General features: G+C 59.5%; 10 protein-coding genes and 1 tRNA gene. 10 read left to right on the forward strand and 1 reads right to left on the reverse strand.

All coding sequences use genetic code 11. From position 1 onward, the window contains the following. Positions 1–56 precede the first annotated feature (56 nt). A tRNA-Glu gene (locus P12x_RS20885) sits at positions 57–129 on the forward strand. 99 nt (positions 130–228) lie between these two features. Here the strand turns inward: P12x_RS20885 and P12x_RS20890 are convergent. Continuing rightward, entirely contained in the window at positions 229–1533 is a 1305-nt protein-coding gene (locus tag P12x_RS20890) for an efflux RND transporter periplasmic adaptor subunit (protein WP_435006675.1), read from the reverse strand. 336 nt (positions 1534–1869) lie between these two features. Here P12x_RS20890 and P12x_RS20895 point away from each other — a divergent pair, with 336 nt between their 5' ends. From P12x_RS20895 to P12x_RS20935, 9 genes are all read left to right on the forward strand, one after another. After that, positions 1870–3915 (forward strand): M13 family metallopeptidase, encoded by a 2046-nt coding sequence (locus P12x_RS20895; protein WP_435006676.1) that lies wholly within the window; start codon positions 1870–1872, stop codon positions 3913–3915. A gap of 143 nt (positions 3916–4058) precedes the next feature. After that, positions 4059–4292, forward strand: coding sequence for a hypothetical protein (locus tag P12x_RS20900; RefSeq protein WP_435006120.1), 234 nt, complete (start codon positions 4059–4061; stop codon positions 4290–4292). Positions 4293–4408: 116 nt separating this feature from the next. Then, a complete protein-coding gene (locus P12x_RS20905) occupies positions 4409–5404 on the forward strand; it encodes a hypothetical protein (RefSeq protein ID WP_435006121.1) in 996 nt (331 codons plus the stop codon). Between the two features lie 129 nt (positions 5405–5533). Continuing rightward, entirely contained in the window at positions 5534–6814 is a 1281-nt protein-coding gene (locus tag P12x_RS20910) for a Gfo/Idh/MocA family protein (RefSeq protein ID WP_435006677.1), read from the forward strand. A gap of 53 nt (positions 6815–6867) precedes the next feature. Beyond that, positions 6868–8187 carry a 3-keto-disaccharide hydrolase gene (locus P12x_RS20915; RefSeq protein WP_435006679.1) on the forward strand — a complete coding sequence of 440 codons (1320 nt, stop codon included), beginning with the start codon at positions 6868–6870 and terminating at the stop codon, positions 8185–8187. A gap of 161 nt (positions 8188–8348) precedes the next feature. Continuing rightward, positions 8349–9200 (forward strand): carbon-nitrogen hydrolase family protein, encoded by an 852-nt coding sequence (locus tag P12x_RS20920; RefSeq protein ID WP_435006681.1) that lies wholly within the window; start codon positions 8349–8351, stop codon positions 9198–9200. A gap of 96 nt (positions 9201–9296) precedes the next feature. Beyond that, positions 9297–9767: a TIGR03067 domain-containing protein gene (locus tag P12x_RS20925; RefSeq protein WP_435006682.1), complete on the forward strand. Its 471-nt coding sequence runs from the start codon at positions 9297–9299 to the stop codon at positions 9765–9767. Between the two features lie 56 nt (positions 9768–9823). Continuing rightward, entirely contained in the window at positions 9824–11164 is a 1341-nt protein-coding gene (locus tag P12x_RS20930) for a GspE/PulE family protein (protein WP_435006683.1), read from the forward strand. A 187-nt stretch (positions 11165–11351) separates the two neighbouring features. After that, complete coding sequence (locus P12x_RS20935) at positions 11352–12377, forward strand: type II secretion system F family protein (RefSeq protein WP_435011704.1); 1026 nt, start codon at positions 11352–11354, stop codon at positions 12375–12377. Positions 12378–12396 lie beyond the last annotated feature (19 nt).

Here is a 12396-nt window from a genome sequence, read left to right on the forward strand (position 1 = left end):
GACCTCCAGAAGCTTGACATTCTGAGTGCTGGAGGTGAAGATATGGAAGTCATGAGGCCCCCATCGTCTAGTGGCCTAGGATACTAGGTTCTCAGCCTAGGGACCGGGGTTCGAGTCCCCGTGGGGGTATTCTGATCAAATTTAGGGATTGCGTCTATCAGACGCAATCCCTTTTGTATTTTAAGGTTTTGTGTTTGAAACCGGCCAGAAGCTTCTACCAAGAATGCATCACTCCAGAAGAGCTGACACTTGACCAGACTCGGAAGGCACAGGCATCTTGGGTGAAACTTTCGAACCTGGTCGAACCCTCTGCAACCCCGCCACGATCACTCGTTCGTCCGCTTCAAGACCTTGAAGGATGGATCGCTTCCCTTCGAAGACCTGTCCAGCCCTGACTGGTTTGTAAACTACCTCATCTTGGTCGTCTACGACATAGACGAACGTCCTCCCCTGATCGGATCCTACAGCCGCTTCCGGGACCAACAGAGCCGGATGTGGCGAGCCGATCGAGAGCTTGACCCGGACGAAGAGGCCCGGGCTGAGAATCCAGGGTTTGGGATTATCCATGATCCCTCGAACTCGGAGCGTCCCGGTGGCGCTATCGACCTTGTTCTCGCTGAAATTGAGGGTGCCCCGATACGAATAATCTTCCTCGTCGGGAAGGCCGATCGCCACGGGGACATCTTTCCCATCCTCCGAGCGAACCTGACCATCTCGAATCAGATCCGAAACCTTCGAGAATAGATCCTGATTGATATCGAAATAGACGTGAAGCTTGTCCGCTTCAACGATATCGGTCAGGATGGTCGTCCCTTCGAGGATCAGATTTCCCGGTTCGAGGAGCGAACGCCCTATTTCGCCGTTCATCGGTGCCCTGACCTTGGTGAATTCCTCTTTGATCCGAGCCTGCTCAAGTTGGGCCAACGCAGCGTTCAGCATAGCCTCGGCCTCGGCCAGATCACTGGTAACGAGGTCGAACTCCGCCTTTCCGATCGCACCTCTCTGAAAAAGATTCGCGGATCGCCTCTGATCGTTGACTAATCGGCGTCTTCTCGCTTCATACTGGGCGACGGTGGCATTGGCCCGGTCCAGCTCCGCCTTGTAGGGACGATCATCGATCTCATAAAGGAGATCGCCCTGGAGTACCTCCTCGCCTTCCAGGAAATGCCGCTTTTTTAAATATCCGGTCACTTGAGATCGAACGAGAACACTTCGGATCGCCTCGGTGTGCCCGGTAAATTCTTCGTAGTCGGTGACTTCGAGCAAGACAGGCTTCGCCACGACTACGTCGGTCGTTTCTCGAAACACTGAGGGAGGGAGTGGGCGATCACACCCGAGGGTCAGTGCGGCGCCGATCGAGAAGGCCATAAAGAGCCGATTTGGCATCATGAAAATTTGGCCTCCAGTCGATGCAGTCCCGTCAAATTCGGTACTCTTCGACCATACATGCACAACGTTCTCCCTCGACGGACTCCCTCCAATGATATCCGGACAAATCAACCCCCGAGATGACGTTTCTTCGTCAAAGTTCAAGGCAGAGATTTCCAATCGAGATCGAGAATCTATCACTTATCGCAAATCGGTCGTTGAATCGCGAGGCTTACGGATTTGGCGAGCAAATCGACAGACCGAGATGGGCCTAAAGATATCGATCCCCCGCGGTCGGATCGATTGTGCCGAAGGTGGGATCGATGAATGGAGCGTTTGATTCGCGGTGAGTTGATCCGAGAAATCGTTTCCCCTGGCGGCCCCTTCACGAATCGGATGGAATACGAGCAGCAGGTTCGGCGGTTCGAGATTCCGCATGATCGAGTCGCACAGACGCCTGCCCACGGATTTAAACACCATTGGATCAAGGATTTGAGACGCATGAAACGATCGATCTCGGCAGTGGTAGCAGCGGTTCTCCTCAATGGAGGCTGGGCAATACTTGCCTTGGGTGGTCCACTCGAGGATTCGGGCATCAAATCGGGCGTTGATTCGAACTTCGTAGACTCGAATGTCCGACCCCAGGATGACCTGTTTCGACATGTGAATGGTAAATGGCTCGCGGGAGCACCCATCCCTCCCGATCGGCCTCTCGACGGCGCGTTTTATAAACTCCGTGATCTCTCCGAGGCCAACCTCCGCAAGATCATCGAGGAAACTGCCGCCAAGCCCGACAGCCCGGCCGGATCCGAGGCTCAGAAGGTCGGCGACCTCTTCGCCAGTTTCATGGACGAAACGACTGTTAATGACCTCGGTTTGAAGCCGATTCAGGCCGACCTAGATGCCGTCACCGCCATTCAGGATAAGCCCGGACTGATCCGGACGCTGGCCAAACTTCAGAATAGCGGGATCGACGGAACCTTCGGCCTCTTCGTGAATACCGACGCGAAGCAATCCGATCGTTACATCATCTATCTTTCACAAGGTGGAATCGGCCTCCCCGATGAGTCGTATTATCGGCTTGATCAGTTCAAGTCTCAGCGTGATGCCTATCTCATCCATATCCGCAAGATGTTCGAACTGGCCGATTACCCCGATCCCGAGAAATCGGCCGAGCGCGTGCTCGCCCTGGAGACCAGGCTCGCCAAGGACCACTGGGACCGAGTCAAGAATCGCGACGACGAGCTGACCTACAACAAGAAGAATCTTAAGGCTCTATCCGAGTTGACTCCTGGCTTCGATTGGCAGGGATGGCTCGAAGCCGCCGGTATTAATTCGGTCGAGGAAGTGATCGTCGGCCAGCCGAGCTACTTCTCGGCCATGTCACGCGCGATCGAGCAAGCTCCGCTCGAAGACTGGAAAGCGTGGCTGACCTGGAACGTACTCCGGAACTATGCCCCTCTCCTCAGCAAGCCGTTCGTCGATGAAAATTTCGACTTCTACGGCAAGACGCTGACCGGATCTCAAGAACTCAAGCCCCGCTGGAAGCGAGGCGTCGGCGTGGTCGAAGGATCTCTGGGCGAAGTCGTCGGCAAGCTCTATGTCGAGAAGCATTTCCCTCCGGCCGCGAAGGATCGGATGCAGCAGCTCGTCGCGAACCTCATCGAAGCCTATCGGCAAGATATCCAGTCGCTGGAATGGATGGGGGACGAGACCAAGAAGAAGGCGTTGGAAAAGCTGGCCAAGTTCAATCCCAAGATCGGCTATCCCGACAAGTGGCGGGATTATTCGAGGCTGGAGATCCGCCGCGACGACTTGATCGGGAACGCCAAGAGAGCCACGGAGTTCGAATTCGATCGCCAACTCGCCAAGCTCGGCAAGCCGGTGGATCGCTCCGAATGGTTCATGACCCCGCAGACAGTCAACGCTTACTACAACCCAGGGATGAACGAGATCGTCTTCCCTGCCGCGATCCTTCAACCTCCTTTCTTCGATCTCGAAGCCGATGACGCCGTGAATTATGGGGGTATTGGCGCGGTCATCGGTCATGAGATCGGCCACGGGTTCGATGACCAGGGATCGAAGTACGATGGCGAGGGCAACCTCAAGGACTGGTGGACCGACGAGGACCGAAAGGAGTTCGAGGGCCGGGCCAAGAAACTGATCGAGCAATACGACGGATTCGAGCCGACAGAGGCTCCCGGCCAGCATGTCAACGGAGCCCTGACCATTGGCGAAAACATCGGCGACCTCGGAGGCCTGACGATCGCCTACAAGGCCTATAAGCTCGCGCTCGCGAATGGCGAGGCTCCAATTCTCGACAAATTGACGGGCGACCAGCGATTCTTCATCGGTTGGGCCCAGGTCTGGCGTGCTAAGTACCGGCCTGCGGAGCTCACTCGTCGAATCGCGGTCGATCCTCATTCCCCGGCCGAATTTCGCTGCAATGGTGTCATCCGCAATATCCCAGAGTTCTATCGGGCATTTGGAGTCAAGGAAGGTGACAAACTCTGGCTCTCGCCCGATCGGCGAGTGCAGATCTGGTAAGTCATCGCGATAACGGATTTCTCGGGGGCCGACCTGGAAGGGTTGGCCCCCGTTCCATTGGGTGTAACCAAGTTCTCTGGTGGTGAATCGTCCGTCCTGGCAAATTGGGTGGACTTCTTGAACCCGACACCCGGAGTTCCGCCATGACACGGAAGGTGATCACCCTGGAGATCGAGGCCGAGGACGAGGATCTGATTCGCGGCTACGCCGGCTTCGTCGGCGAGATGAAGGATCTCGCCGCCACCACCCCCGATGGCTCGGTCCTCGACGTCTGCGAGGAGGCCGTCATCGAACAGGGTCGCGAGCACCAGCGTCGGCTCCTCCAACGCGCCGTCCGGGCTCGGCTCGAGCACGCCGAGAAAAAGGGGCTCCCCTGAGGATCTGTTCCTGTGGACAGGTTCGCGAGAATCGCGGGACCGCCACGCGCGAGGTCTTCACCTGCCTGGGGGCGATCACCTTGAGGCGGCACTGGTGGGGCTCGCGATGCCCTTGCGTGCCGGGAGGCTATCACGCCGATACCGTCCTCGGGCTCGACGGCGGCCTCAGCCCTCGATTGCAACGCAAGGCCTGCCGTAGTGCCGCCGACCTGTCCTTCGAGCGGGCCCGCGAGAACCTGCTCGAGCTGCTCGGCGTCTCGCCGGCGGCCGAGACCCTGCGGGTCTATTGCGAACGTCAGGCCAGCCGGATCGCGCGTTGGCAGGGCACCGAGACCGCCTCGGCCGAGGGCTTCGGAAAGGCCGGAGGTGGCTGGGAGTTCGCCGTCGACGCCGGCAAGGTCAACACCCGTGAGAAGGGCTGGCGCGACCTGAAGATCGCCGTAGCCCAGAAGCGACCGACGGCCAAACCGGCGACCCCCCAGCAGTGGGAGTCGCGCGTCTTGCCCAAGGCTACCGCCCGAGTGATGTGGGCCGACATCTCGGCATCCCGGCGATTCCGCCGGTCCTGGCACGCGCGGCTGAAGCGGCTGGGCCTGCCGGCGATGGCCCGGCTGCACGTGCTGGGGGACGGGGCGTCATGGATCTGGAAGGCGGCCGGCCGGGCCCTGACCGGGTGCCGCCAGACCCTGGATATCTACCACGCCAGCCAGCACATCGCCCTCGCCGGCAAGCGGCTCTTTGGCGAAGGGACAGCCGAGGCGACCACGTTCCACGAGCACGGCCGTGAGTTACTGCTGAGGGAAGGTTGGACGGGAGTTTGCCGGCTGATCGGCGAGGAACTGGAACGCGAGGACACACCGAAGAGGCGGGGGGCCCTGGAGCGACTGCTGAACTACTTCCTGGGCCACCTGACGCGGCTCGACTACGCGGGCCGCCTGGCGTCCGGCGATGCGATCGGAAGCGGGGTGGTGGAGGGTGCGGCGAAGACCCTGGGTCTGAGGCTGAAAGCTCGCGGGGCCCGCTGGCGGCACAAGAACGCCCGAGCCATGGCCGCCCTGATCTGCTGCCGTCAGACCGATCAGTGGGACCTATTCTGGAACCGGGCGGCGTGAAACCCAAGAATCCCTGGTCACACCCGTTCCATTTCAAAGGGGACTAGCCCCTGGGTTTGGTCGTTGAGATGAGATACGCTCAACCTTTCTTGAATCGGGCCATGGCGATGGGCTCCGGAGGTGTCAAGCATGAGACAGGGTAGGAATCGCCGCGACTTCCTGAGGGTAGCCGCGGCCGGGAGTCTGACAGCCGCCTTCGGAGGTCGGGCCCGGGGCGGTCCCAATGACCGGCTCAATATCGGAATCATCGGGACCTCTGGCCGAGCGTTGGGGAATATCGAAGGGGTGGAAGGCGAGAACGTCGTCGCCATCTGCGAAATCGACGATGCCCTGCTCGCCCGAGCCAGCGAGCGATTCTCGAACGCGAAGACGTTCGTCGACTTCCGCAAACTGATCGAGATGCCCGGAATCGACGGGGTGGTCATCAGCACCGCAGACCACACTCACGCCCCAGCGGCTGCCATGGCCCTCCGTTTGGGCAAGCACGTCTATTGCGAGAAGCCGCTGACCCACTCCGTCTTCGAGGCGAGGACCCTCGCCAAACTCGCGGCGGAGGCCAAGGTTGCCACCCAGATGGGTACCCAGATCCACGCGACCGACAACTATCGGAGAGTGGTCGAGCTGGTCAAATCCGAAGCAATCGGGCCGGTCAAGGAAGTTCACGTCTGGCTGGGCTCGGCGAACTGGTCCGGCGGCACCCGACCGACCGAAAAACCGCCCATCCCCTCGGGTTTACACTGGGATCTCTGGATCGGGCCAGCCCCCGATCGTCCCTACCATCCGACGTATCAGCCGGCCACCTGGCGCCGATGGTGGGATTTCGGCAACGGCACGCTCGGCGACATGGGATGTCATTTCATCGACCTCCCATTCTGGGCACTCGACCTTCGGTATCCGACGACCATCACGGCAGAGGGGCCTCCTCCCGACGCTGAGACGGCACCCGAGAGGCTGGTCGTCAAGTACCAGTTTCCGGCCCGGGGACAGCAGCCTCCGGTCTCGCTCACCTGGTATCAGGGAGGCCAGCGTCCCGAACTGCTGACCGACCGGAACGTCAAGGGGTGGGAAAACGGTGTCCTCTTCGTCGGCGAGAAGGGAATGCTGATCGCCGACTATGGACGACGGAAGCTCCTCCCCGAGGACTCTTTCCGCGATTTCACGGCCCCCGAACAATCGATCCCCAAATCGATCGGGCACCACGCCGAATGGATTGCCGCCTGCAAGGACGGGCGACCCACCACCTGCAACTTCGACTACTCGGGCGCACTCACCGAGTCGGTCTTACTCGGGTCCGTCGCCTACAGATCGGGAAAGGCCCTCGAATGGGATGGCCCGGCGATGAAGGCCACGAATTGCCCTGAGGCTGAAGCCTTCCTGCGCCGAGACTACCGCAAGGGCTGGACTCTCTGAACTTTCACTCCAAACCGATGAACCCCGCACTTGATCACCCAGAGGTTTCTTTCATGCGAGCGATTTTCTCGGCCCTCCTGGCCTGTGGACTGGCCTCCACGATCTCCCCAGCTGCCCTCGACGATACCGCCAAGCCGCCCGAAGGATACGTGGCGATCTTTAATGGAGAAGATCTATCAGGCTGGCATGGGATGCCCCATTTCGACCCTCGCAAGCTCGCCGAGATGAGCGAGGCCGATCGAGCGGCCAAGATTGCCGAGTGGACGGCCGATGCCAAGAAGCATTGGAGCGTCCAGGATGGCGACCTTGTCAATGATGGGTTCGGAGCCTACCTAACGACCGACAAAGATTATGGAGACATCGAGCTCCTGATCGATTACAAGACCGTCCCCAAGGCGGATAGCGGGATCTACCTGCGGGCCAATCCCCAGGTCCAGATCTGGGATTACACCAAGGAAGGCGGCAAGCAAGAGATCGGGGCCGATAAGGGCTCGGGAGGCCTGTGGAACAACAGCCCCGGGGCCAAGGGCAAGGACCCGATCGAGTTGGCCGACAAGCCGTTCGGCGAGTGGAACCGACTGAAGATTATCCAGATCGGTGCCCGGACCACGGTCTATCTCAACGACAAGCTGGTGGTCGATCACGCGACGATGGAGAACTTCTTCGACCGCAAGTCACCCCACTTCGCCACCGGCCCGATCCAGCTTCAGACTCACGGTGGCGAGATCCGCTGGAAGAATATCTACCTCCGCGAGATCCCTCCCGCCGAGGCTAACATGACCCTGGCCGAGAAGGGCGAGCCCGGCCTCTCACCCATCTTCGACGGCAAGTCGACCGAGGGATGGGGCGGAGCGATCGGGAACTACGAGGTGGTCGATGGAGCCCTCCGATGCAAGCCGGGCTCCGGGGGCGCGGTCTACTTCAAGGACAAGGAATTTTCCGACTTCGTCGCCCGGGTCGAATTTCGCCTGCCCCCCGGTGGCAATAATGGCCTGGCCATCCGCTACCCCGGGGAGGGTGACCCCGCCTATGTTGGCATGACTGAGCTTCAGGTCCTCGACAATACCTCGCCCAAGTACAACAAGCTCGACCCCCGCCAGTATCACGGATCGGCCTATGGGATGGTTGCCGCAGCCCGTGGTTATCTTCGACCGGTGGGCGAGTGGAACAGCCAGGAAGTGACGGTCAAGGGGTCGAAGATCAAGGTTGAGTTGAACGGAACCGTCATACTCGATGCAGACCTCTCGACGGTCACCGAGTACATGGCCAACTCCCCGCACCCCGGCAAAGAACGGACCTCCGGATACTTCGGCTTCGCCGGCCACGGGGACCCGGTCGAATTCCGGAATATCGCGATCAAGTCGATCGACTAAACCCAACTTCGGTTCCAACCACGCGTCCCGAATCTCCGCTTCAAACCCTTGAAGCGGCAGGTCGGGACGCGTTTCATGGTGGCGGCCATGTTCGTTTCTCTGACGCCCGCGTCGTACCTCCGAGCCCATGATACAGGCCCATGATCCAGGAGTTCAGCAAGATGGCCGACCCGGCCCCCATTCGTATCGCTGCGGTCCAGATGGAACCTCAGTTCGGCGATCTCGCAGCAAATCGCAGCTCGATCCTCTCGAAATTCGAAGAGGCGACTGCAGCCGGAGCCACACTGGTCGTCTTCCCGGAATGTGCCCTGTCCGGTTATGGATTCGATAGTAAGGATGAGGCATACCCGTATTCCGAGACGATCCCCGGACCCTCGACCGACGAACTTGTTGCCGCCTGCTCCCGGAAGCGTGCATTCGCCATCTTCGGCCTGCTCGAACGAGACAAGGATCGACTATTCAATGCATGCGTACTCGTTGGCCCGGACGGAGTGATCGGTTCGTATCGGAAGATCCACCTGCCATACCTGGGAGTCGATCGCTTTGCCGATCCCGGCGACAGGCCCCTTGAGGTCTTCGATGCCGGGGGATTACGCATAGGAATGCATATTTGTTATGATGGCGGGTTCCCGGAGACTGGTCGCGTGCTCTCCCTCCTCGGTGCCGACCTTCTGGTACTGCCCACGAACTGGCCAACCCATGCCGAGGCGGCCGCCGAACACATCCCGTCCTGTCGAGCGATGGAGAACGTCGTTTATATGATGGCAGTGAATCGGATCGGCGAGGAACGCGGTTTTCGGTTCATCGGCCGAAGTTCAATCGCAGATCCTGGGGGCGAAATTCTCACCAAAGCAAGCTCCGAGTTAGAAGAGATCTTGTACGCCGAGGTGGACCCGGTCAGGGCCAGGACCAAGCGTCTCGTCCGAGTGCCAGGCAAGCATATTGTCGACCGAATTGCCGATCGCCGCCCCGGATTTTACGGCCCGATTGTTAGCCCCAACGGCAAAGACTGATATTGCCACACGTCCTCGACCGGCATCGAACTTGCACCATTTCATCAGGTGGGCCGCATATCGCGGCAGGTCGATCCGCCCGGGAGTTATTCCACCATGAACCGCATTTCAACGATCCAGGGATTGTTCGCGTTTCTCGCGATCAGTTCTTTCGCATTTTCCGACGACCAGTCGAAGTTGAAAGATGGCGAAGTTCCCCAGGGGCTGATCGGGGCATATACCGTCATCGACGGAGAAAAAAACGGTCAGAAGGAATCCGCCGAGCGGATCGATGGGATCACTGTCCGTTTTGCGGAAGATGCCATCGTCGTCCTCGATAAGGACAAGAAGGAGGTGTATGCCCAGACCTACAAGATCGACACTAGCTCGGAACCCTGGACCATCACGATGAAGAGCAAGATTGCCCCGAACAGCGAGCAAACGGGTGAGACATTGGCTCGTGGACTGATCGAGAAAAAGGGTGAGATCGTCAAGCTGATCTATGCGCTACCGGGGGGAGAAATGCCGACCAATTTCAAGACTAAGGAAATGCAATTGATGTTCGTCATGAAAGGTGAAGGCAAGTAAGTCTACTTTTTTGCTGATGAGGTCAATCTGGCCCCGGGACACTACGGTCCGGGGCCATGCCACGCGCCCTCCTCCCGTTGAGCCTGGAAATCACCACGCCTGGAGATCAAGATCAAGGATACCGGCACGCTTTCGAGTCCCGGTCGCTCCTCAATCCTGATCCCGGTATCCTCATGCAATCTACCCTCTCCGAGAACTTCCAGAAGCGACTCGCCGGGATCAAGATGGACGACCCGAAGGCGGCCGTCGATCTCGTTTCGTGCCTCCTCGCCGAAGCACGAATTTCTAACGCGAGCGATATCCACCTCCAGCCGACTCTCGGTGGCCTCGAAGTTCGGTTTCGGATCGACGGAATTCTCGTCGAGGCGACGAGACTGCCCAGAGTCCTGGCCCCGAACGTCATCGCCCGCCTCAAGGTCCTCGCTGAGTTGTTGACTTACAGGACCGACGTCCCCCAGGAGGGGCGGATCCGGGAAGTCGAATCGGGAAGAGAAGTCAGAGTTAGTACCTTCCCGACGCTGCACGGCGAAAAGGCCGTCATTCGCCTCTTTGCCGCAAGTGGACAGTTTCTCCGGCTCAATGACCTTGGCCTACCGCCCGACGTTCGAGACAAGTTGACCCACGCCCTTGCCGAAACTTCGGGAGCCATCCTCCTGACCGGACCGGCGGGAAGCGGTAAGACCACCACGATCTACGCCTGTCTCCGGGAGCTTGTGGAGTCATCGGCCGGAAGTCGCAGCCTTGTCACTCTGGAAGATCCCGTCGAGGTCGCGGTCGACGGAGTGACTCAATCTCAAGTCGATATCCAAGCCGGGTTCGATCTCGCGACCGGGCTTCGTTCTCTCCTACGACAGGACCCTGAGGTTATCGTCGTCGGAGAAATTCGCGATCGACCGACCGCAGAGGTGGCCTTTCAGGCTTCGATGACGGGGCATCTCGTCCTCAGCACCTTCCATGCGGGCAGTTCCTCGGGCGCGGTAGCCCGACTGGCCGACATGGGAATCGAACCGTACCTCATCCGGAGTGGCCTGCTCGCTGTCGTCTCGCAGCGACTCGTCCGCAAGTTATGTGAATGTGCTCGTGAAGAGTCGGAATATCGTGGATTCCTGGGACTATCGGTATCGAAAGCCTGGGTGGCAGTCGGCTGCGAATCCTGCCGAGGCACGGGATATCGTGGGCGGATGTTGCTGGCGGAACTACTGGAGCCCGAACGCCTCGGGCTTGGTCCGGCGATCCTGGCTCGGGCGGATCTCAGAGTCTTCGAGCGTCAGGCGATCCGAAACGGTATGCTCGGTCGATGGCATCGGGCGATTCAGGCCATCGAAGCAGGATTGACCTCACCCGCAGAGGTCCGGAGGGTACTCGGATTCTCGGACACTCTCGACGACCCAACTTGAGTCGTTTCGTTCCGGATCAGCCTAGCCCTCCGAAGGATTTCCCGGTCCCCCCTCGACAAACGTGGGAGGTCAAGGTAAGCTCCAATGACAATCGTAAAAGGTCGAGGTCCTGAGCGGGGTTATTCCTTTGTCCAAGAGCGAATCGGGTGCCTCCGGTCGTCCGATCGCCCTCGACCAGCTGATCGCGTTGAACGACGAGATCAAGTCACTGGTCAGGGCGGGAATACCTCTCGAACGAGGCCTGTTCAGGTCGAGTGACGAACTTGGATCCCAGACCGGAGCGATTGCCCGAGAGCTAGGCGATCGCATGGCACTCGGTGAGAGCCTGCCCGAAGCCCTGAGTCGGTCGCGTTTCGCACTCTCAGACCTCTATCGGGCGGTGGTGGTGGCCGGAATCCGCTCCGGCCGACTTGCCGAGGCCTTGGAGGGAATGGCGGTCGTGACCCGAGGCTACGCCGAGTCCCGCCGAGCCGTCGGCCTGGCATTACTCTACCCGACAATCGTCCTGACGCTGGCATACGGCCTCGCATTGGGATTCATTCTCGGCGTTGTCCCCAGGATTATCGGCGCTTATCGGTCACTCGGGATCGAACCGATGGGCTTGCTCAATTTTCTCCATCGAGTAGGTGACCTGGTGACATACTGGGGTCCTGTGATTCCAGTCCTCCTGATCGTCTCGATCCTTCGATGGGTCTGGTCGGGACGGTCGGTGGCACTAGACACGGGCCAATCCGGGAATTGGCTAAATCGCTTTCCCCTGGTTGGTTCGATGGTTGCAGGCTTCCGCAACGCCAATTTTGCGGATCTACTCGCCCTTCTGGTCGACCACCACGTTCCGCTCGACGAGGCTCTACCGCTCGCGGGTCAAGCTTCGGGAGATCCTGATATCCGGCGTTGCTCGAATGAGTTCGCCGAGCGCATCCGTCGTGGGGACGAATCCATTCCCACAAGTTCGACTGGATATCGAGTTTTGCCCCCCCTCCTCTCCTGGATGCTTTCGGCTGGTCATCGGCAAGGAGATCTGGCCTCGGGCCTTCGCCATGTCGCGAAGAACTATCGAAAGAAGGCCGAGAGCAGATTAGAGATCATCCGATCGGCGCTCCCGGTCGTCCTGATGTTGACCCTAGGGGCAGGGACCGTATTCCTCTATGGCCTGCTCCTTTTCTTGCCATTAACCAACCTCTATGAGGGATTGGCGCTTCTCATCCCTTGAGCAACCGGGCAACCGACCG

Origin of the sequence: Tundrisphaera lichenicola (genome assembly GCF_051175385.1) — a bacterium.
Lineage (GTDB): Bacteria > Planctomycetota > Planctomycetia > Isosphaerales > Isosphaeraceae > Tundrisphaera > Tundrisphaera lichenicola.